The organism is Stenotrophomonas sp. 85239_Sma (genome assembly GCF_056481725.1).
Genome location: NZ_CM151163.1, coordinates 1328614 through 1351857, shown reverse-complemented (window position 1 = coordinate 1351857; position 23244 = coordinate 1328614). Strand labels below are relative to the sequence as shown.

General features: G+C 65.1%; 7 protein-coding genes. 3 read left to right on the top strand and 4 right to left on the bottom strand.

Annotated features, from left to right (window positions below; genetic code table 11):
- Positions 1 to 369: 369 nt before the first annotated feature.
- The 4 genes from ACYKG1_RS06370 to ACYKG1_RS06355 all read right to left on the bottom strand — a co-directional run bounded on the left by ACYKG1_RS06370 (position 370) and on the right by ACYKG1_RS06355 (position 17881).
- On the bottom strand, positions 370 to 2772 hold the full coding sequence (locus ACYKG1_RS06370) for a hemagglutinin repeat-containing protein (RefSeq protein ID WP_478472145.1): 2403 nt from the start codon (positions 2770 to 2772) through the stop codon (positions 370 to 372).
- Positions 2773 to 3034: 262 nt separating this feature from the next.
- Positions 3035 to 3454, bottom strand: coding sequence for a hypothetical protein (locus ACYKG1_RS06365; RefSeq protein WP_133119325.1), 420 nt, complete (start codon positions 3452 to 3454; stop codon positions 3035 to 3037).
- A 9-nt stretch (positions 3455 to 3463) separates the two neighbouring features.
- Positions 3464 to 16183 (bottom strand): hemagglutinin repeat-containing protein, encoded by a 12720-nt coding sequence (locus ACYKG1_RS06360; RefSeq protein ID WP_478472144.1) that lies wholly within the window; start codon positions 16181 to 16183, stop codon positions 3464 to 3466.
- Positions 16184 to 16204: 21 nt separating this feature from the next.
- The gene (locus ACYKG1_RS06355) at positions 16205 to 17881 is read right to left on the bottom strand and encodes a ShlB/FhaC/HecB family hemolysin secretion/activation protein (RefSeq protein WP_478472142.1); all 1677 of its coding nucleotides are present in this window, start codon (positions 17879 to 17881) and stop codon (positions 16205 to 16207) included.
- Positions 17882 to 18234: 353 nt separating this feature from the next.
- On the opposite strand from ACYKG1_RS06355, the gene ACYKG1_RS06350 reads away from it, so the two are divergent.
- The 3 genes from ACYKG1_RS06350 to ACYKG1_RS06340 all read left to right on the top strand — a co-directional run bounded on the left by ACYKG1_RS06350 (position 18235) and on the right by ACYKG1_RS06340 (position 23177).
- Positions 18235 to 18627 carry a barstar family protein gene (locus ACYKG1_RS06350; protein WP_262084567.1) on the top strand — a complete coding sequence of 131 codons (393 nt, stop codon included), beginning with the start codon at positions 18235 to 18237 and terminating at the stop codon, positions 18625 to 18627.
- A 124-nt stretch (positions 18628 to 18751) separates the two neighbouring features.
- A complete protein-coding gene (gene mutS / locus ACYKG1_RS06345; RefSeq protein ID WP_478472140.1) occupies positions 18752 to 21343 on the top strand; it encodes a DNA mismatch repair protein MutS in 2592 nt (863 codons plus the stop codon).
- A gap of 190 nt (positions 21344 to 21533) precedes the next feature.
- A complete protein-coding gene (locus ACYKG1_RS06340) occupies positions 21534 to 23177 on the top strand; it encodes a catalase (protein ID WP_478472139.1) in 1644 nt (547 codons plus the stop codon).
- Positions 23178 to 23244: the final 67 nt, after the last annotated feature.

Here is a 23244-nt window from a genome sequence, read left to right as displayed (position 1 = left end):
TTGCCACCGTTCGACACCGCATTTAGCACGACGTCTCCGGTCCACCCGATACGTCGACGCGCGGCGGAAGCACAGATCAACAGACCATTTTCTGAGCAGCGTCGAGGCGGCAGACCAGTCAGAGGCAATGACACTCAAGAATCAGCCCAGAAAGAAATACTGAGGAAATACCTAGCACTAAGCGTCATCACCGAAATAGAACAGCACGCACTTCCCTCCATCTTTCCCAACCAAGCTTATCGGCCGAACGGTATCACCACCATCAACTGAAATCTCTACATACATACCTTGATCCTCAAAAGTCATAAGCTCCTCAATTAAATCCTTGATTGTCTTACCACGAACTACCCAAGAAGACCCACTCAAAGTTCACCCCCCTATCCTTTTCAAACTGGAATCAAACGTACCGAGCCGGGTATCTCGGCTACCTAGCGCCTTCACCGATTTCGCTGCCTTCCAAGCACCACCATTATGGCCATCCACATCCCTTGAAATAAATATCTTTCCATTAGTAAAGACAAGCTCACCATCGTGAGCAGTCTCCTTTACACGCCTAAAGCCCAAAGCCGTGGCAGCGGCAGTCGCCTCCTTATTCGTTGCATAGACTGGCCCAGACGTCGCTCGCGGCAGTGCTTCGGAACTGCCCGCCTTCGCCCCCTTCCCGAAGCCTCCGCTCCCTTCGATTATGGTAACAGCGCCATATTTTCGAAGCAGTACCTTCGCAAGTCCAAGCCCCAGCTCAGCTGACGATTCCTTCGAGAAGAGGCCGTACTGATCAATCGTCCTGTCAAGATTCCCGGTCCACTCCGCCAGTGCAGCTACAGTGTGTTCTTGGGGCAGGATATAGACCGGCTGGATCCCCCCGTTCTCAAATATCAGCTCACGATAGGCACGTCCATTCATGGAGTGGGCAAACGAAGAAAGCGCCTCGCTACTGCGGCCGAGATCATCGAACAGGCCAAGCTCTCCGGGCCACGAGCCGTACTTGTAGGAGACGGCCGCATTGACAAACGCCTGACACGCGGGGCTCGCTGAGTTCGCAGTGCACACCGAGAGCAGCTCGTAATCCATTCTCTCCGACAATTGCTTGGCAACGTCGCGCACCGCCTTCTGGCATGACGTGTCGCCGCCGCACTCGTCGAGCTGCTGCTTCAGTACACGAGCCTGGTCCTCTGTAAGGAAGTTGTTCTCAACCGAATTCTTGGCAATCCCCGCATTCAACGTGATCCCAGCCAGATCCTGCCCCGACAGCCCACCGGCCAGCGCTCCCACCGCTTGTGAAAGCGCCAGAACCGCCTCCCTTTGCTGCGGGCTGAGATTCGCCGGGTTGCCGCCGAACAACGTGTCCGTCAGGACCTTGGCTGCCAACTCACCACCACCGGCCGCCAACGCCCCACTCCCCGCCTTGCCACCATTGGCCTCAGCCAACAGCGCGCCCAGCAGCGCGTGCGACAGCATCTGCATGGCCTCGCTAGGCGCAGCACTCTGCTTGTTCGGATCAAAGGTCTTGCCGATAAGTTCAGCCGCATACGGCGCCAGCGCGTTGGAGCCCAGCTGACCCAGCCCCTGCCCTTCAACACCACCGACCAACGCGCTGGTCACTGCGTCGAGCGCGCGACCATAGACACCATCAGGGGCCCACTTCTGCTGGGTCACCAGTGCATCGGGGTAGGATGCATCGAACGCGACGAGGCGCTTGAACTGCTCGTCCGAAGGAAGCGCATCGAACGCCCGTCTCTCTTCGGGACTCATCGGCTCCCGATATTTATCCGTGATCTTCTTCGCATCTGCACTGCCAATATCCCAGGCAATCTGCTGGCTGGTGGCCGTCACCGTCCCCGCCGCAGCCGCCATCGCCTGCTGGTCCGCCAGCAGCTTGGTGGCATCAGGCATCGCCTCCAGCGCACGATGCGCTACACTGGCATCGGTATTGATACCCAGCTCCGCCGCCGTGGTCTGCTTGCCACCGATGGTGATGCTGCCTTCGGTCAGCGTCGCAAGCGTTGAACTGCTGTCGCTGCCGTTCTCCGTCATCGACATGCCTGGGCCACCGCGCGGAGCGGTTGTGCCTTCTTTCGCGTCCCAGCCGTTCATCTTGCCGCCCGCACCACCGCTGATGCTGCCGGAGCTGGCCGAGTAGTCCATCTGGTTCTGCAGGTCGCTGAAGGTCAGCGTCTGTGCAGTCAGTTCACTGTTGGCCGCGTTGGTGCTGGAAATCGCGCCGCCAATCAGGTTCACGTGTCCCGCATCCACGTGATAGCCACCGTTGCCGGCAAACAAGCCACTCTGCTGGCCCACGCCCTGGTAGCTGCCCTCGGCCTTGCCTGCACTGACATAGCCATCGGCGTTCCACGCGTTGCCGAAGGCCACCTGCACGCGCCCACCCACCTGGCTGTTCCTGGACATGCTCTCGGCAATGTCCTGCAGCGATTCGATGGTCAGCGTGCCGCCGGTCTTGACGTCGATGCGGTCGGCCGTGGCGGTCGCGCCGCGCAACGTGGTGTCACCCTCGGCCTTCAGCGAGATGTTCTGGCCGGTCAGCGTGGTGTTCTGCCAGGTATTGCTGTCCGAGTTCGCCTTGCTGCTGCCCACGCTGGCTTCGGCATACACATACACGCCCGTCTGCGCGCCCACGACAACGCCAACGCCCACTTCGGCGCCGGCATTGCTGCTCTTGCTGCGGTCTGCCACGTGCGCCTTGCCCGCTTCCAGCAGGATGTCCCCGGCCGAATCCAGGCTGAGCGTGTTGCCCGCGCTCAGGTTGCCCTGCACTACGTGGATGTCGTCCGTCGTGCTGGTCAGGTTGACGTTGCCGCCACCCTGGGATGCTCTGGCCGGTCAGCGTGGTGTTCTGCCAGACATTACTGTCTCTTGCTGCTGCCTGCGCCGGCCTCGGCACATAAATACATACCGGTCCGCGCAGCCACTTCAACCCGACCCAAATAATCCACAGACTATGTCCATAGAAAATTTTAACCACTCAACAAGCAAGCATAGCGACCAGCTTTTCAAATATTCGACGACGCCACCCTATTTAGCCGACATCATTTATCCTCGGCGGATCGAATAACACGACTTCACCGCCTTCAGCTTCATAAGCAAACTCGAATTTACCATCAGGCCGAACCACTATGAAACGCCCTGACGCAACATCAATCTCACTAATATAGTCACCTATAAGAATAGGTGAACCGAGATCGACCGAGAGCCCTACCGCCAATTCACCTAGCGCTTCACCATAGAACTCCGCATCACTATAAACATTAACAAATGTCGGAAACCCCCCGTTCACGTACTCAATAGAAACCCCTGCAAAGGCAGAGGAATCCGACCTCCCCCAATAATCATCTTCAGTAAGAATCGACGACGCATCCAAGCCCAACCTAGCTGCAAGAATTGGCTTCAACTCCAAAAATTCAACAACTCGACCCACAGAAAATTCAAAACCTTCCACTCTGCCCCCTCATTTACCAAGATCTCGCGACCTATATAGCTCATTCAGTTTCGAACGAGATTCCGAACTAACACCATTGTTACCGACTGAGATCATACCATCCAACGCCTTCTCAATAGATGAAGACATACCATTCTGACGAACCATATCTCTATAGAGACGGAACTCTGCCTGCGAGAGTTGAACGATACCTGGCCCCGACCGTGGGAACATGGTGGCACTCCCTGGATGCGCACCCCATACTCGACCAGAAGACACGGCAACATTACCGTCAGGCAGCAGAATCCCTTGGCCTGAATTTATCTCCCTGATGTCACCATCAATGTCATACCCCCCCATCAACACTGATTTTAGAGTATTCCTGTTCCCGCCACCAAATCTTGTGCCCGCTCCAATTGTTTCCACGCTGTGCGCATCACTGACGCGAACTGGACCTGGCGGAATGAAATTCTTCGTACTACTTCCGCCCGAATCCCCGCCTTGATTTTTGGGCTGCTCTACAGACAATGCGTTGGTCGCAGGCGCCTCACTTACACGCCTTCTCGAAGGAGATCGTGTCACGCCAAGTCCGCCTGTCTGCGGCAGTAATCCCGTCTTACCTGAGATAGCTATCCCAGCGATATTTGCGATACCCCCCATCGTTAACGTCAACGCACGACGGTTGTCCTCGCTCATGTCTCCCACGGTCGCAGCCACGAAGGCGATACTGGCCATAGCACTCGACGTCTGTGCATCTTGGATTGCGAAGTAATTCCGCAACTGCATTGACGACGGGAGCAAGTCCTCGGTGCGACTGGGCTCCAGGCCCGACTTGCGCAGAGCGTTCTCGAACAGCCGTTCATTCGCGCCCTTCTTGCGGTAGAAAATATCCTCAACCCACGAGTAATTGGCATCCTTGTACGCTTTCTGGTCGTCCCCCAGACCAGCATATGGACGCTCGTACACCTGCGACGGGTTGACTCCCTGCAATTCGCCCGGGCGTAGCGTTCCAGCGCGCTCCTGGAACTGCTTTTGCAGCTCAGGCAGATCAAGAGGACCGTTCTGGGACTCATATCGGCTGATGTAGGTCGCGAGGTCAGCCGCTTGAACCTCACTCAGGTTCTCGCCTGCCAACGCCTTCCGTAGCAGCCCTGCACTCATCTGATCCCCTGCATCCAGCAGTACAAGCTCCAGGGATTCCTGCTTGTCCAACCCACCTTGCCGCTTGGCCTTCTCGCGCAGGTGAATCATTCGCGCGTGATCGTTCTGCCCCAGGAAGTTGTTCTCGGCCGAATTCTTCGCAATTCCCGCATTCAACGCTATCCCGGCCAGATCCTGCCCCGACAATCCGCCGGCCAACGCACCCACCGCCTGCGACAGCGCCAGGATCGTCTCCTTTTCCTGAGGGCTCAGCTTCGACGCATTGCCCCCATATAGCGTGTCGGTCAGGAACTTGGCTGCCACCTCACCACCTACCGCGGCCGCCGCACCTGCCCCTGCGCCGGCACCATTGACCTCGGCCAACACCGCGCCCAAGAGCGCATGCGACAGCAACTGCATGGTTGCGTTGGGGTCCTTGCCATGGTTCGGATCAAATGTGCTACCAATGAAGAAGGCGGCATAAGGTGCAAGCGCATTGGACGCAAGCTGGCCGACAGCCTGTCCGCCTGCACTTCCCACTAATGCGGTAGTCACGGCATCCAGTGCCCGGCTGTAGTCACCACCACTGCCCCACTTCTTCGCATCCTTGTAGGCCTGGCTGTTATCACTCAGCCGCTTGTCTCTCGCTTTGGCATCAAGTTTGTCGAACGCAACCTGCTCTTCGGGCGAAAGGCTGTCGTAATAGTCCTGCGTGGCCTTGTTGCTCTGATGGGTCTGGATGTCATTGGCAACCTGCCTGCTGGTAGCCACCACCGTCCCTATCGCAGCCGCCATCGCCTGCTGGTCCGCCAGCAGCTTGGTGGCATCAGGCATCGCCTCCAGCGCACGATGCGCTGCACTGGCATCGGTATTGATACCCAGCTCAGCCGCCGACGTCTGCTTGCCACCGATGGTGATGTTGCCCTCGGTCAAAGTGGCAAGGGTGGAGCTGCTGTCGCTGCCCTTTTCCATCATCGGCAGGCCCGGACCACCACGGGGCGCGGCCGTTCCCGGCTTGGGCGTCCAGCCATCCATCTCACCGCCGGCACCACCACTGATGCTGCCCGAACTGGCCGTGTAGTCCATGTGGTTCTGCAGGTCGGTGAACGTCAGCGAGCCCGCAGTCAGTTCACTGTTGCCCGCATGGGTGCTGGCAATCGCGCCGCCCACCAGGTTCACGTGACCTGCATCGACGTGGTACCCGCCATTGCCGGCGAACAGGCCGCTCTGCTGGCCAACACCCTGGTAGCTGCCGCTGGCCTTGCCTGCACTGGCATACCCGTCAGCATTCCATGCGGTGCCGATCGACACCTGCACGCGGCCACCCACCTGGCTGTTCCTGGACATGCTCTCGGCGATGTCCTGCAGCGATTCGATGGTCAGCGTCCCGCCGGTCTTGACGTCGATTCGGTCAGCGGTCGCCGTGGCGCCACGCAGGGTGGTATCGCCCTCGGCCTTCATCGAAATGTTCTTGCCGGTCAGCGTGGTGTTCTGCCAGGTGCTGCTCTCGGCATTGGCCTTGCTGCTGCCGACACTCGCTTCGGCGTACACGTACACGCCGGTCTGCGCGCCTACAGAGACGCCTACGCCGACTTCGGCGCCGGCATTGCTGCTCTTGCTGCGGTCGGCCACATGCGCCTTGCCAGCTTCCAGCAGGATATCTCCGGCCGAATCCAGGCTGAGCGTGTTGCCTGCGCTCAGGTTGCCCTGCACCACATGGATGTTGCCCTGGGTGCTGGTCAGGTTCACGTTTCCACCACCCTGGATGGTCGAGCCACGCGACACCATGCTGCTGCCATCGGCACTGCTGTTGGCGGTCTTGAAGCCGATGCCTGCTTCAGCACGGAACAGTTCGCCACTGCCGCCACGGCCGGACAGTGCCGAGATCGCACTGGCTGCCTGGTAGGCATTGGCGCCTGCCGCCATGCCCTGCATCTTCTGCAGGCGATCATCGGACTGACGGGCCGCATCCACGTTGTTGATCAGGTCGATCAACGGCGACTTCACCCGCGCGAACACGCCGATCTTCAGGTCCTTGTCGCTCTGCGAGTAGTGACCGCTCTCATCGGCGGTCAGCAGCTCGATTTCGGCGGCGGTGATGTTCACATCCTTGGCGGCCACCACGTTGCTGGCCGTCTGCGTGTACTTGCCACCGGCGGTCAGGTTCACGCTGCCGCCCAGACTGCCGATGCTGCTGGCCACCTGTGACACCTGCGCGCTGTCGTCCTGGTGCTGCTCGCGGTGCCAGCCGGAGAACTTCTCGGTATCCGATATCTGTACCGTGCCGATCGCCTTGCTGTCCGACGTATTGGCGTTGCTGACCGTATCCTGCCCGCTGCGGACCAGCAGATCACCGGCCGCACGGATGCTGACGTCCTTTTCGGCGGCGATGTTGGCTGCGGTCAGGCTGATGTTGCCCTCGGTGGTGGCCATGCGCACGCCGCCGCCGACCGACAGCTGCGTGCCGGTGATGGTGTCACTGCTGCCGCTGCCCTGGCTCTGCGAGTTGTTGGTACCGAACGGCAGGCCGCTGGTGTTGTTGGCAAAGCCCCAGCCCTTGCCGCGGCTGCTGCTGTCGCTGCGCTCGGTGTTGTGGGCCACGTCGAACACGATGTCCTTGGTGGCCAGCAGCACAGCGTTGCCCTCGGCCGACATCTGCGTGCCCTGGCTGAGGATCGAGCCCCCATTGGCAATCAACGTGAGATCGCCACCTGCAGCCAACTGGCTGACACGGGCATCGCTGGTCGAATGGCTCTGCTCGCTGTTGGCGCGCTGGCTGCCGGCAGTCACCACGGTCGAAGTGGTGGCCGCACGCAGGCCGGACGCTGCGCCTTCAGCGGTGCGGGTGATCCGCCCCATCGCCGAACCACTGTCGGCCATGCCGTCGGTGGTCGAATCGCGGGCGCTGCGGTAAGCCTTGGTCGGGTCGTAGGTCACGCCTACCGAGAAGCCGCTGGACTTGCTGGCCTGGCTGGATTCGCTGTCCGTAGTGTCCTGCCGCGCCAGCAGCGCGATGTCCTTGCCCACCAGCGTCAGGTTTTCGCCAGCGGCGACGTCCGAAGCGGCAATCGTCAGTTGGTTGCCGGCATTGATCAGCACATTGCCGTCGCGCGAGGCGATCGCCGAACCCACCTGGGTGGTGGACTGCTCGGCGCGGGTGCTGCTGTTCTTCGCGCTGCTATAGCCAACCGATGCCACGCCGTTGCCGAAGCCTCCGGTAACGCCGGATTTCTTTTTGCTCTCGCTGGACTCACTGCTGTGATGGTCTTCGGCGGCCGTGATCAGTACGTTGTTGGCCGCTCCCAGTATCACGTTGCCGGTGGCATCGACCACCGCACCTACCGCAGTCAGATCGCGTCCAGCCGTGATGTTGATGCTCTCGCCCTGAATCGCCGTGCCGATGGCATAGCTGTCGCTGTTGTCGACGCTGCGCGTGGTAGTGGTGCTGGAGAGCGCCTTCTTTTTCTTCTCGTAGCTGTCCAGGCTGTAGTCGTGCGTCTCGTTGGCCGAGAGCAGGTTGACGTCGCGGCCCGCAGCCACGCTGACCGCGCCATGGGTGCTGTCGACCAAGGCAGCGGTCAGGTTCACGTCCCGGCCAGCCTTCAGCAGCAGATTGTCCCCGGCCTGCAACGTACTGCCCCGCACCGTCTCATCACGCTGGCTGACCTGCAGCGAGCTGCGCTTGCCTGCATTGGCAAAATCGCGGCTCTCGCTGTCCACCAGCGCCTGGCTGTTGATGTCCCCACCGGCCTGCAATGCCAGGCCGCCCCCCGCCTTGATCTGCGCGGCGGTCAGGGTGATGTCCTTGCCAGCGGCCAGCAGCACATCGCCAGCGCCCTGTACCGACGTGGCAGCGTGTGTCGTCCTGCTGCTTCGCTGGTGGTTGCGCTCATCGAAGGTGGCGTCGCGGCGTTCCTCCAGCGCAATCGCGCCAACATCCAGATTGCCGCCTGCGGCCAGCTGGGTCAGGCCGTCAGTGCCAGCGTTGCGGAGCTGTGCGGCCTGCAGGCTGATGTCCCCGCCAGCCACCACCGACAGCATGCCGTCGCCACTGGGGTTGGTTACATACAGGCCGGCGACCCGATCGATGCGGTTGGTTTCGTACTGGTAGGTGCCACCGCCCCGCTGTGTCTCCACCGTGGAGGCCACCGAGACGTTGCCCGCCGCCTTGACCGACAGCGCATCGGTGGCCGTCACGGCGGCACCGACAACGCGGATGTCCTTGTCCGACGACAGCCCGACGTACTGGCCGGAAATGCTGCCGCCCAGATGCTCGATGTTGCCGGCATCGATGGTCACCAGCTTGCGGCCGGCGATGTTGCCGGTGTTGACCAGGCCATTGCCCAGTTTGATATCGACATTGGCGCCGGCCAGCAGTGCACCGTTGCCGTCCAGGTCGCCCGGGCGCAGGCGCAGGTAGACCTGCGGCACCAGCGCGGTGGTGGTGCTGCCATCGGCCAGGGTGACGGTCTGCTCGACCAGCCAGACGATGTCACTGGTCAGCTGTGCCATCTGTGCTTCGGTCAGCGCCACGCCAGGGCGCAGGCCCCATTCGCTGGCCACCGTGGCACCGGCCTCCAGCAGCGCGCGGTATTGCGCCTCGTCACTGGCGTAGCCATCGAGGAAACGGCGACCGGTCAGCTGGCCGATCTGCTCGCGCACCAGTTTCTGCTCGTAGTAGCCATCGCCCAGGCGTTTGTGCACGGTATCGGGCGAGTAGCCCATCTGCCCCAGCAGGTGGTCCGAGCTCAGCCACGTCCTGTGGTCGGTGAAGCGCGGATCGGTCTCGACCAGGTAGTGCCCACCGTTGGGATTGACGTTGAACAGGCTGGCGCTCGGCGCGCGCGTGTCCGGTGCGCCCATCGCGATCCGGTCCGGCGATCCACCACTGGCCGCGACCACGCGCGGCCCGGAGCTGCTGCTGTTGCCGCTCACGCCGCCGACGCTGCCGCCCTGCTGGGTGCCGGCGGCATCGGCCGCCTGTGCCAGCGCGCGTTCGGCACCGGTGCCGGTGGACTGGCCCGGCCCCTGTGCACCGCCGTGGCCCGGCCCATCCGGCAGGGTCTTGGGACCCTGCACGTTGAGGTTGGCCATGGCCGAACCGTTCTGCACGTTCGGCGCGTTTCGCCCTTGGTTGAGGTTGCTCAGGTCACCGACGTCGATGCTCAACGAGCCGCCGCTGACAATGCTGCCGCCAATTTTACCGGTCACCTCGGAAATGGCCGGCGTGCTCCAGGTCATTACGTCACCGCCGAAGGTATGGCTGACGTTGGAGAACTGATGCGTGCGATACAGCGTGGCCGCCAGGTTTTCCACCTTCGCCGCGCCGCTCAGGCCGACAATGTCCAGATCGCCGCCGGCGGCGATGCTGCCGTAGTGGTTGCGCAGGTCATCGGTGCGGATGCGCATCGCGCCCCCGGACCGGATGACCGCGTCGGCACCGACGCCCGGCTGCAACACATCTTCGGTCACCGTGCGCGTGGCCAGGCGGTACTGCTCGTTGGCACTGGTTGAATTGCCGCCCGCAAACTGTGGGCTGGTCAGAATGCGGTCGGGATCGTAGTCCTTGAAGGTCCACAACTGCACGCAATTGGTCGTGCAGGTGCCATACGCCGAGGAATAGGTGAGTCTGTCATCGACGTAGCGGAATGCCGGCGAATCGGGATGCAGGGTGGTCAGCTCGGCAAAGGGATCGTCGGCACCACCGGCAGCCTGGTCCGGATTGACCTGGTTGTCCTGGCGGCCGACGTAATACATCACCACCGTGCCATCCTGCACGTTCAGGCGCGATCGCTCTCCCAGCGCGGCATACAGTCCACCACGCCCGAAGAAGTACGCGCTGGTCTGCGCGGTCAGCCGCACCACGGCACGGTGCACGGTGAAGCCGTCCGGCGTGATGTGCGGTGTGTCCTCCAGGATGTCGGCCGGGTTGAGGTAGTACACCTCGTGCGCGGAGTAATGGCTGGTACTGCGGATGTTCTCGGTAGCGTTCTTGCCGTTGCGCCACCATGCGGGCCGCTCCATGCGCACCGGGGCATTCACGGTCGTGGCCTGTGTGATGACCACGTTCTCGCGGATGTTGTTGACCACCTGCGCATCGATGGACAGGGTGCCGGTCACATCGATGACCGAGCTGATGTTGTCGATCCGCCCGGCAATGCCGCTGGCGATCCGGTCGGCCCCCAGCGATCCACCGATGGCCGCATCACCGCCGCTGTAGATCAGGCCCTTGCCGGTGTTCTGCAGTTCGCGCACGCCCAGGTCCAGCCGCTCGCGTGCGGCCACGGTGCCGACGCGGGTGGCACCACCGGCCTCTTCGGCGCGGTTCTTCAGCACGCCGGTGGAGATCGCTACGCGATCGCCGTAGATGCGCCCGGTGCCGAGATTGTCGATCTCGCCGGCCTCCAGGTGCGTCAGCGCGCCATCGATCAGGCCGCGGTTGGTCAGCTGGCCACGGGCGTTGAGGTGGGTCGTGCCCTGGCTGGAGATCTCACCCGAGGCAGCATTGGTGATGTTCTGGGCGTTGAGGTCGAGGTTGCCACCGCGCACCACACCCTGGTTGTCGAGGTCGCCGGACAGGTTCAGCGACAGCGTGCCGTTGGCGATCCATTCGCCACGTTGGCGCATGCCCTGCTGCAGGGTGAGGCCGAGGTCACGCTGCGCATGCACCTGGCCGTCTTCGCTGAGCGCACGTGCCACCAGGGTCTGGCTGCCGTCGGCCCGCAGCAGGCCGCCACTGTTGGCGACGTTGTCCGCCCGGCTGTCCAGGTTGCCGCCGGTGCTGATCACGCCGCCGGTGTTCTGCAGCTGGCCGTTGATCTGCAGCCGCGCCCCGCCATCGGTGACGACCTGGCCCTGGCTGTTGTCCAGCCACTGCGCGCCGAACTGCAGCTCGCCCGCCTGCAGGCCGCGGGTGCCATCGCCACCGCGGGTATTGCGGTTGTCGACGCTGGCGGCGGTGAGGGTCAGCAGCTGGCCGGCGGCGATTGCACCGGCAGCGTTGTCCAGGTGCCCGCTCAGGGTCAGGTCGAGATTGCGCCCGGCCTGCACGCGCCCCGCGCCGTTGGCCAGCGTCGTGGCCTGCAGCGACAGGCCTGCCGCGCTGACAAGCGTACCGCCGGCGCTGTTGTCGGCACTGGCCAGCAGCAGCCGCGCATCGCCCTGCGCGTTCAGCGTGCCACCGCGGTTGTCCAGCGCGCCTCCTTCCAGCTGCAGCTTGCCCGCCGCCAACAGGCCGCCACTGCTGGCCGTGCTGCGGTTGTCGATGGCTTGCCCTGTGGTATCGATCAGCAGATCGGCGGCCGACTGCACCCGGCCACCCTGGTTGTCCAGCGCACCGCTGTGCACGGTCAGCGCACCCTTCTGCGTACCCAGCGTACCTGCGCTGTTGTCCAGCCGCTGGCCGCGGGTATCGACGGTCAGCTGGCCACCCAGCAGCGTGCCGCGCTGGTTGTCAAGGCCATTGGCCTGCAGCTGCAGCAGCTCGCCGGCCTGCATCGCGCCATCGCTGTTGTTCACGCCTGCAACCGTGGTCAGCAGCAGGTCCTTGCCTGCCACCACCGTGCCGTGCCGGTTGTCGAGGCTGGCGGCGTCCAGCGTCATCGCACCAGCGCTGGACAGCAGCCCCTGGCTGCCATTGTCGAGGCGACCGTCGATGCCCAGTACCAGCTCGCTGCCACCGGCGTGGACGGTACCGCCGAGGTTGTCGAGGCTGGCGGCATTGAGCGTTCCCGCGCCGCCCAGCAGGATGCGCCCGCTCTGGTTGTCCAGTGCCTGGCCGATGGCCAGGGTGGAACGGCCGCTGCCGGCGCCCTGCAGGGTGCCCTGCGCATTGATCAGCTGCCGCGCGGAAACGTCGAGCACGCCATTGCTGGCCAGCGAGCCGCCGCGATTGTCCAGCAGCCCCTGCACCCGCAGGCGCAGCGCCTCGTCGCCGGTGGCAGTGAGTGTACCTCCGGCCGTGATCAGGCTATCGGCAATGACGTCGATGCGTCGCGCCGAGGTGGTCGCCTTCGACAGGTCAAGCGTTTTGCCCTCCAGCACCAACGTGCCATTGCTGAGCACACTGCCGCTTGCACCCAGCAGGGTCTGCGCGAGCACCTGCAACCGGCCGCTGCCGGCGTGCTGGATCTTGCCTGCGCTGTTGTCCAGCGCCTGCGCCTGCAGCGTCAGGTCACCATTGCTGGCCAGCGTGCCGCCGGCATTGCCCAGCGTGGTGGCATGGATGCGGCTGGCACCCTCGCCACTGGCGACGATGCGGCCACCGGCGTTGTCCAGCGTTCCGGCCTCGATGTCGAAGCGATCCGCCCCCAGCGTTGCGTCGCGATGGTCTACCTCATCCGCGCGCAGGGTGAGCGTAGCCGCAGAGACCAGCGTGCCCTTGCTTCCATCCAGGCGGGTCGTGGTGATATCCAGGCCCTGGTTGCCGGCGTGGCGGATGGCACCGGCGATGTTGTCGACCCGCGCGGCAGCAATGGTCAGCCGGTTGGCATTGCTGGCGATGGTGCCTTCATGGTTGTCCAGCGTACCGTTGACCTGCAACGTGCTGCCGGCTGTACCGGCAGCACTGAGCGTGCCCTTGCGGTTGAGCAGTTCACCGGCCTGCACATCCAGGGCACCGTTGCCTGCGATCGTGCCGCCGCTGTTGTCCACGCTCTGTGCCACGAGCAACTGCAGTGCATCGCTGCCGGTGGCGCTGAGGTTGCCGCCGGCGTTGTCCAGGCGTTCGGCATTGATCGCAATGTGCTCTGCCTGGGTGATACTGCCGGCACCCAGCACCAGCTCGCCGCCATCGAGCGTCAGCGTGGACTGGCTGAGGATCCGCCCCGCCGCGCCCTGCAACGCATCGGCACGGATCTGCAGCGTGCCGCTGCCGGCGTGTTCGATTGCACCGCTGCGGTTGTCCAGCCGCGCCGCCTGCAACAGCACGTTGCCGCTGCCCGCCAAGCGGCCGCCATCGCGATTGTCCAGCAGTTCGCGGGCCTGTACCTGCAACAGGCCGCTCCCCGCAGCAAGTACCTTGCCGCCCTGGTTGAGCAGGCGGCCGACGTGCAGCTGCAACTGGCCGTTGCCAGAGATCGCACCGGCGCTGTTGTCCAGATCGTCGCGCACGGTCAGGGTCGCGCCCTGGCTACCAGCCGACTGCAGCGTGCCCTTCTGGTTGTCGATGCGGCCCGCATCGATGCGCAGGCCCGCATTGCCAAGCACCTGCCCGCCGTTGTTGTCGAAGGTGCCACGTACCTCCAGCGCCAGCTCGGAATTGCTCAGCGAAACGATCTGGCCACCGGCGTTGCGCAGGCCGTCTGCCTGGATCTGCACGCGCTGCGCCGAGGTGGTGCCGCCACTCACATCCAGCTGGCCACCGGTCAGCGACAGGTCGCCGTTGCTGAGCAGGCGACCTTCGCTGCCACGCAGCGTATCGGCGTGAACACGCAACGCGCCGTTGCCTGCCTGCTGCAGCAGGCCCTTGCTGTTATCCAGCGTGGTCGCCGAGACGGTCAGTTCACCATTGCCGGCCACGGTGCCACCGGCACTGTTGTCCAGCATACCGGCCCGCAGCATGCTGCCCTGGTTGCCCAGCGACAGCAGGCTGCCGCCGCGGTTGTCCAGCGTGCCGGCGGCGATCTGGAACAGCGCTGCGCTGAGCGTGCCATTGCGCACGTCCGCGTTGCCCACCGTCCAGTCCAGGCGACCGAGCGTGCTCAGGCGACCGCCGGCACCGGTCCAGTCGCCCGTGGTCAGCGACAGGCCGCCGTTACCGGCATGCTCGATGCGGCCACCGGCATTGAAGACCCGACCTGCCCCCAGCGTCAGGCGCTCGGCATTGGTCGCCAACAGGCCGCCCTCGTTGTTGAACGCGCCTTGCACGGTCCAGGCCGACTCGGCACTGCCGGCATGGCGCAGCTCGCCTGCCCGGTTGTCCAGCGACTGTGTCAGCAGCTGCAGCGCACCGGCCACACTCAGCGCGCCCTTCTGGTTGGACAGCGTGCCCAGCTGCAGCGCAGCGTCACCGTGCACCTGCAGTGTGCCGCCATCGTTGTTCAGATCGCCCGTGGCGCGCAGCGAGGCCACACCAAGGCGGCCTCCGCTGTTGTCCAGGCCATTGCCCGCAACCAGCGAAACACGACCACCGTTGCTGATGCTGCCGCCGTTGTTGTCGAGCGTGCCGGCGATGTCCAGCACACCGGCGGCCAACGGAACAGCCGGCGTCACCGGCGCACCGCCCGCACCCGTACCCGGAGTACCCGTACCGGGCATGCCGGTTCCGGGCACACCGGTACCTGGCGTTCCACCGCTTCCCGGCGAGGTGCCACTGCCAGGGGTACCACCGGTGCCGCCCGACGCCACCGCATCCAGCGCACCGATCAGGCCTTCGCTGCGATTGCTCACGCTGCCAGCGGTGAGGCTCAACGCCTGCACGCCGGTCTGCTCGATGGCGCCGCCACGGTTGCGCAGGGCCTGCGCCTGCAGCTGCAGGCGCTGTGCATTGAGCTTGCCGCCACTGTTGTCCAGCGTGCCACCGGAGATGATCGCCGCTTCATGCGTGGCAGCGATGGTGCCGGCATTGGCCAGATCCCCGCTCGCCTGCACGCGCACGTTCTGCAGTGACTGCAGCGCGCCGGTGTTCTCCAGCCGGCCGTCCACCGTGACCACGAGTTCCCCGGCCTGGGCGCCAATGCTGCCGGCATTGCGCACGCCCACGCCGTGCTCGTTGCCGACCAGCCAGATCTTGTTGGCGAACATGCCGCCCAGCGCGCCCACGTCCAGCGCGAAGGTCGGCGCTTCGCCACTGGCCGCGCTCGCGCTGGCCTGGCTGTGGTCGGCGCTGACCACGTTGCTGCCCAGCGTCGCCTGCAGCTGGTTGGCCCAGATGCCGGCATTGACCTTCAACGAACGGGTGATCAGGTCGGTGTAGTCGGCACGACTGGCATCGAGGCCATCGCCGTTGACCTCGATTGCCCCACCACTGACCCGATAACCTTCCAGCGAGCCGCTGCCGCTGAACATCGGGGTGCCGGTGGTCAGGGTCACCCGGCTGGCATTGAGGAAGCCCCCCCCGTTGACCTGGATGCCGGCCGGATTGGCGATGATCACCTCGGCGCGCTGTCCGGCCACTTCCACGTAGCCATTGAGTCGGCTCGCCGGGCCGTTGACCTCGTTGAGGATGACCCGTGCGCTGCCGGTGGCCAGCCATGGATTGCCCTGCACCCAACCGCCCAGCTGCGTCTGCACCTGGCCACGCGCGTTGTTGAGGATCACGCCCTCGCGGCCGACATCGAACTGCGAGTAACGGTTGCGCGAAACACCACCGGCCGACGGCGTGGTGATGTTGACCATCGGCACACCGTTCGGCGCGGTGACCACGGTGGGACGCTCACGACCGGGCGCATTGGGATCGGACGCGATGTGGCCGACCGATTGCGCCGCAGCCACGGGCACCAGGCTGACCCATCCCAACGCGCACATCAGCGCGAAGCCAAGCGGCGACACGGCCGCCGTCTGCCGCCCGGCAACCTGGCCGACCAGCCCACCACCGCCTTTCACCAGTTCCGAGGCGACCTGCCACACGCGCAGCGCGCGGTTGAAAACCAAGCGATAGATGCTGTTCATTTCACGAATCCTTGTGCCAGATCAGTAGCGCCACGCCAGGCTGAAGCCGAAGGTGGTGTAGTCAGTCGGGAAGTTGGAGGGCTTGTGCAGGGCCGAGCCCACGAAGCCGTCCCAGGAAAGCTGCTGCCAGCCGCCGCGCAGGCCCAACGCCATGCCGGCCAGATCCCGGCCGGATTGCCATTGCGCCGAAGGCCCGCCGATGCGGCCGTAGTCGGCGGCCACGTAGAATTCCTGGCCGCCACCGATGCCCAGCGAAAGATCGTTGCGCAGCGACCAGCCACGCTCACCGCTGAGCGAGCTTTCACCGTCGAAACCGCGCACGGTGTAGCGGCCACCGATGGCGAAGCGGTCCTGCGGCGAGAGTGGCGTGCGGTTCCACTGCGCGCGCCAGGCGGCGGTGTAGCGCAGGCGCTGCGTGCCCAGCTGGAACGGCACGCTGAACTGCGCGTCGGCGGTGATCAGCTTCATCCGCGAGGTGCCTTCCAGCGGCAGCGTCGGGTCCCACTGCTGCGCCCTCTCTTCCGGCGAGCGCAGGGCGTGGAAGGCGCCCGTGCCACGCCGGTAGGCCACGCTGGCATCGAGCGTGGCACTGCCGATGAACTGCTTGTGGGTCAGGCCGAGCTCCCAGCCCGAGGTACGGCGACGCTGCACCTCGATCTCGGTATCGTCGATGTAGTTCTTCGACGTGCGCTGCCAACCGCGGCCGTAGATGCCCAGCTTGGTCTTGGCGTTGCGCAGCAGCAGGCGATCCACGCGTGCCTCGGCGTTGCCGCTGCGGCCGCTGTAGTCATAGCTTTCGTACGCGCCCACCACGTTCTGGCTGTAGTCGTAGGCGCTGGCGGTGGCGCCGAACAGCCAGTAGCCGTAGGGCACGTCGTAGTGTACGGTCCAGCTGTTGGTGTCCTTTCCCCGGCCATTGAACACGCCACGGCCCGCGCTGACGTAGAACAGCTCGTTCAGGCCCAGCGGATTGTCCAGCGACAGCGTCGCGTTGGCTTGCAGCTTGCCGGTTCCGCGGCTGCCGGCATCGTCCAGGGTGACGCTGGCGCGTACCGGTGAGCGCTGCTTCCAGTCGATCTGCAGGTCACTCTGGCCCGGCGCCGCACCCTCGCCGTCGGCCGGCGCGATCTTGATGTCGGCGCTGACCGTGGGCACGCGCTGCAGGTTCTCCAGCCCCTGCTCGATGTCACGCAGGTTGAGCAGGCCGCCGCTGCGGATCGGCAGTGCGTTGGCGATGGCCGGATGCCGGCCCTGCGGATCGGAGAACACGGCCTCGCGGAACCGGCCCGGCACCACCGACAAGGTCAGCGTGCCCTGGTTGAGGTCCTGCGGTGCAGACAGCACCCGCGTGGTGACATAGCCACGGGCGATGATCGCGTTCTGCACGCGCTTCATCACCACGTTGATGCCTTCGGTCCCCAGGCAGCGCCCGCTGGCCGGATCATGTGCCGGGTCGGCCGCGGCCAACGCCCACTGGAAGCGCGCCGCGTCATCGCCCTGCAGCACGATGTGATCCACGCGTACGCAGGGCGCTTCCTGCACGGGCAGACGATCGCCCTGCGTTTCCTCGCTGCGCTCAAGGCGTACGTCGGGTCGGCTTTCCTGCTGCTCGCGCAGGGCGCGTTCGCGCTCCTGCTGGCGCAGCAGTTCCTGCGTCGATGGATCGCCCCCCTGCTGGGCGGCAACATTGAAGGCCATGCCAAGCAGCACCAGGCACCCACCACGACGGCATGCATGCCGCCCCTGCTTCTTCCCTGATTGCACAATCTGTCCCTGAGTCTTGACGCTACGCGCCGGCCGCCCTTTCCCGGGAGTGAGGGAGCCGGCACATCAGCTTGAATGAGGTCTGCCGGCACACAAGCGACAGCACGCCACCGCGCGAAGCGCGAAGTGGCGGAACCGTAATCGGCCACCCAGGGAATTTCTATAGGGGCAAATTCAAAGCCGCACCGATACACGGATGCCAGCCCCCTCCGGCGACCGCGACAGGCAAGCGCCAGCCGGGCCTCTCCAGCACACGGGCTTTCTCCCGCCAACGCTATAGTCCGCCCATGACCCTCCACCTGCAGATCGAAGGCGCGGCCATTGGCGACATTCCCAGCCTCTATGCCGAGATCAACCGCGTATTCATGACCGGCGAGGACTGGCAACTGGGGCCCAGCCTGGATGCGCTGGACGACCTCCTCTACGGCGGCTACGGCGCCCTGGCCGGGCATGCAACGGCCACCGTGGTCTGGCGCGACATCGAACACAGCCGTGCGTCGCTCGGCGTGGATGCCACCCTGGCATGGCTGGACGCGAAGCTGGAGCAACCCGGCACCTTCAACGCCGATGCGATCAGCCGTCAGCGTGACGCACTGGCGCGCGGCAATGGCCAGACCTATTTCGAGATCGTGATGGAGATCTTCGCCGGGCATCCCCGGATCAGGCTGGTGCCGGCCTGAAAGCCACGCGGCACCTGCATCGGGTGCCCGCCGACCCGCCTCCAGCCGTTACCATGGACGGCCCTGTACCCGCTGCAGCCTGCCGCCGACCGGCGCGGGCGCATGCCCCAGATCCACGAGCCCCATGTCCAAAGACAAGTCCGCCGAACACACCCCGCTGATGAAGCAGTTCTTCGCAGCCAAGTCCGACTATCCGGACCTGCTGCTGTTCTTCCGCATGGGCGACTTCTACGAGCTGTTCTACGACGACGCGCGCAAGGCCGCGCGCCTGCTCGACATCACCCTGACCCAGCGCGGCAGCTCCGGCGGCGCGCCGATCCCGATGGCCGGCGTGCCGGTGCACGCGTATGAAGGCTACCTGGCACGCCTGGTGGCGCTGGGCGAATCGGTGGCGATCTGCGAACAGATCGGTGACCCGGCGCTGGCCAAGGGCCTGGTCGAGCGCAAGGTGGTGCGCATCGTCACCCCCGGCACCGTCACCGACGAAGCGCTGCTGGACGAGCGCCGCGACACCCTGCTGATGGCGCTCTCGCGCAGCAAGCAGGGCTACGGCCTGGCCTGGGCCGACCTGGCCGGTGGCCGCTTCCTGGTCAATGAAGTCGAGACCGACGACGCCCTGGAAGCCGAACTGGCCCGGCTGGAGCCGGCAGAGCTGCTGGTGCCCGACGAAGAGAACTGGCCGGAGTTCCTGCGCCAGCGCACCGGCGTGCGCCGCCGTGCGCCATGGCTGTTCGACGCCGACAGCGGCCGCCGCCAGCTGCTGGGCTTCTTCAAGCTGCATGACCTGAGCGGCTTCGGCATCGACGACAAGCCACGCGCGACCGCTGCCGCCGGTGCCCTGCTCGGCTATGTCGAGGAAACCCAGAAGCAGCGCCTGCCGCACCTGACCTCGATCGCGATGGAAACCGCAGGCGAAGCGATCGCGATGAACGCCGCCACCCGCCGCCACCTGGAACTGGATACGCGCGTCGACGGCGATACCCGCAATACCCTGCTGGGCGTGCTCGACAGCACGGTGACCCCGATGGGCGGCCGCCTGCTGCGGCGCTGGCTGCACCGCCCGCTGCGCCTGCGCGAGGTGCTGGTGCAGCGCCACCATGCAGTGGAAACCCTCATCGACCGCGGCAGCGACGCCGATATCCGCGAGCAGTTCCGCCGCCTCGGCGACCTGGAGCGCATCCTCACCCGCGTCGCACTGCGCTCGGCGCGTCCGCGCGATTTCTCCACCCTGCGCGATGGCCTGGGCCTGCTGCCGGCGGTGCGCGACGTGCTGGCGCCGCTGGATTCGCCGCGCCTGCAGGCCCTGCATGCCGCGCTGGGCGAACACGATGAGTGCGCGCAGCTGCTGGCCAGCGCCATCGCCGAGATGCCGCCGCTGAAGCTGAGCGATGGCGGTGTGCTGGCCGACGGCTTCGATGAAGAGCTGGACGAGCTGCGCCGCCTGTCCACCCATGCCGACCAGTTCCTGGTCGACCTGGAACTGCGCGAGCGCGAGAGCAGCGGCATCCCCACCCTGAAGGTGGGCTACAACCGCGTGCACGGCTACTACATCGAAATCAGCAAGGGCCAGTCCGACCGTGCGCCGGTGCACTACACGCGCCGCCAGACGCTGACCAATGCCGAGCGCTACATCACCGAGGAACTGAAGGCGTTCGAGGACAAAGTGCTGTCCGCGCGTGACCGTTCGCTGTCGCGCGAGAAGTACCTGTACGAACAGCTGCTGGATACCCTTGGCGGGCAGCTGGAACCGCTGAAGCAGTGCGCCGCTGCGCTGAGCGAACTGGATGTGCTGGCCGCCTTCGCCGAACGCGCGCAGGCGCTGGACTGGGCGCGCCCGGAGCTGCAGGCAGAGCCGTGCCTGAAGATCGAGCGCGGCCGCCACCCGGTGGTCGAGGCGGTACGCGAGCAGCCGTTCGAACCGAACGATCTGGACCTGCATCCGGACCGCCGCATGCTGGTCATCACCGGCCCGAACATGGGCGGTAAATCGACCTATATGCGGCAGAACGCGCTGATCGTGCTGCTGGCCCACATCGGCAGCTTCGTGCCGGCCAGCCGTGCGCTGATCGGGCCGATCGACCGCATCCTCACCCGCATCGGCGCCGGCGATGACCTCGCGCGCGGGCAGTCGACCTTCATGGTCGAAATGGCCGAGACCAGCTACATCCTGCACCACGCCACCGCGCATTCGCTGGTGCTGATGGATGAGATCGGCCGTGGCACCTCCACCTACGACGGCCTGGCGCTGGCCGATGCAGTGGCCCGCCACCTGGCCTACCAGAACCGCTGCTACACGCTGTTTGCCACCCACTACTTCGAGCTGACCGCGCTGGCCGACGAGCAGCACGAGGGCGGCCGCAGCGGCATCGCCAACGTGCATCTGGATGCGGTCGAGCACGGCGAAACGCTGGTGTTCATGCACGCAGTGAAGGACGGCCCCGCCAACCGCAGCTTCGGCCTGCAGGTGGCCGCACTGGCCGGCCTGCCGCGCGCCACCGTGGCGCAGGCGCGTCGTCGCCTGGCCGAGCTGGAGCAACGTGGCGGTGAAAGCCATGCCGCCGAACTGGCGCCGCAGGCGCTGGATGCGCCACAGCAGTTCGGGCTGTTCGCAGCACCGTCGAACAAGGCCCAGGAAGCGCTGGCCGCCATCGACCCGGACGAGCTGACCCCGAAGCAGGCGCTGGAAGCCCTGTACCGGTTGAAGGCGCTGCTGTAACCGCAGCGCACGCCCAAGGCCTCCCGCCTACCTTGCGGGAGGCCCATCGAAAGGTTCTGCAAATCCGATTCTGAGTTTCAATTGACAGAATCTATCAACATGAATGGATCATTCGATTATTCATTTCATCTGGCCCTAGCTAAAGTCGAGTGAAGATGTTCCACCCCGTCTTCACCCGCAGGAGCCAGCCATGAGCCAGTCCGATAACAACAGTGCCAAATGCCCGTACCACACCGCGCCCTCGCCTGCGGAAGGCGCCGAGCAGCAGCGCGAGCTGAGCACCACGCCGAAGCAGAAGCACGGCGATGATCCGGTCACGCCGATGACCACGGCCTTCGGCGCGCCGGTGGTGGACAACCAGAACAGCAAGACCGCCGGCCCGCGCGGCCCGCTGCTGATGGAAGACGTCTGGCTGCTGGAAAAGCTGGCCAACCTCAATCGCGAGATCATTCCCGAGCGCCGCATGCACGCCAAGGGCTCGGGCGCGTTCGGTACCTTCACCGTCACCCACGACATCAGCAAGTACACCCGCGCCAAGCTGTTCGAGAAGGTCGGCAAGCAGACCGAGATGTTCGCCCGCTTCACCACGGTGGCCGGCGAGCGTGGCGCCGCCGACGCCGAGCGCGACATCCGCGGTTTCGCACTGAAGTTCTACACCGAAGAAGGCAACTGGGACCTGGTCGGCAACAACACCCCGGTGTTCTTCCTGCGCGACCCGCGCAAGTTCGCCGACCTCAACAAGGCGGTCAAGCGCGACCCGCACACCAACCTGCGCAGCGCGCGCAACAACTGGGACTTCTGGACGCTGCTGCCCGAAGCGCTGCTCCAGGTGACCGTGGTGATGAGCGACCGCGGCATTCCGCGCAGCTTCCGCCACATGCACGGTTTCGGCTCGCACACCTACAGCTTCACCAACGCCGACAGCGAACGTTTCTGGGTGAAGTTCCACTTCGTCAGCCAGCAGGGCATCGAATCGCTGACCGACGCGCAGGCGCAGATCCTGGTCGGCCATGACCGCGAAAGCCACGGCCGCGACCTGTTCGCCGCGATCGAGAAGGGCGACTTCCCGAAGTGGAAGCTGTTCATCCAGGTCATGCCGGAGCTGGATGCGGAAACCTACCGCGTGCATCCGTTCGACCTGACCAAGGTGTGGCCGAAGAGCGACTACCCGCTGATCGAAGTGGGCCAGTTCGAACTGAACCGCAACCCGGTCAACTGGTACCAGGACGTGGAGCAGTCGGCGTTCGCACCGAGCAACCTGGTGCCGGGCATCGGCCCGTCGCCGGACAAGATGCTGCAGGCTCGCCTGTTCGCCTACTCCGATGCGCAGCGCTACCGCCTGGGCGTGAACCACCACCAGATTCCGGTGAACGCCGCGCGCTGCCCGGTGCACAGCAACCACCGCGACGGTGCGATGCGCGTGGACGGCAACTACGGCGGCCTGCCGCACTACGAGCCGAACAGCTACGGCCAGTGGCAGGAGCAGCCGCAGTACCGCGAACCGCCGATGAAGATCCGGGGCGACGCCGACTTCTGGAACTTCCGCGGGGACGACGCCGACTACTTCAGCCAGCCCGGCGCGCTGTTCCGCAGCTACAACCAGGCACAGAAGGACCGCCTGTTCGCCAACACCGCCCGTGCCCTGGGCGATGCGCCGGACTTCATCAAGCAGCGCCACATCGACAACTGCAGCAAGGCCGACCCGGCCTACGGCGCCGGCGTCGCCGCGGCGCTGAAGGCGCTGGCCAGCCAGCCGTCGGATCCGTTCAAGCCGGCGCAGCCGGAAGCGGACTTCCCCACCGCCACCCCGGGCGCCGAAGACATCGAGCTCTGATTGCCCTCCCCCATGAACGGCACGCCGCCTCCCCGTGAGGCGGCGTCGCCGTTTTAACGGTCCGCGT

Excerpts from the sequence above, each read along its gene's own strand:
- ACYKG1_RS06350 (WP_262084567.1), top strand. The coding sequence starts at position 18,235 with ATGACCCTCCACCTGCAGATCGAAGGCGCGGCCATTGGCGACATTCCC.
- ACYKG1_RS06340 (WP_478472139.1), top strand. The coding sequence starts at position 21,534 with ATGAGCCAGTCCGATAACAACAGTGCCAAATGCCCGTACCACACCGCG.
- ACYKG1_RS06360 (WP_478472144.1), bottom strand. The coding sequence starts at position 16,183 with ATGAACAGCATCTATCGCTTGGTTTTCAACCGCGCGCTGCGCGTGTGG.
- mutS (WP_478472140.1), top strand. The coding sequence starts at position 18,752 with ATGTCCAAAGACAAGTCCGCCGAACACACCCCGCTGATGAAGCAGTTC.
- ACYKG1_RS06355 (WP_478472142.1), bottom strand. The coding sequence starts at position 17,881 with ATGGCCTTCAATGTTGCCGCCCAGCAGGGGGGCGATCCATCGACGCAG.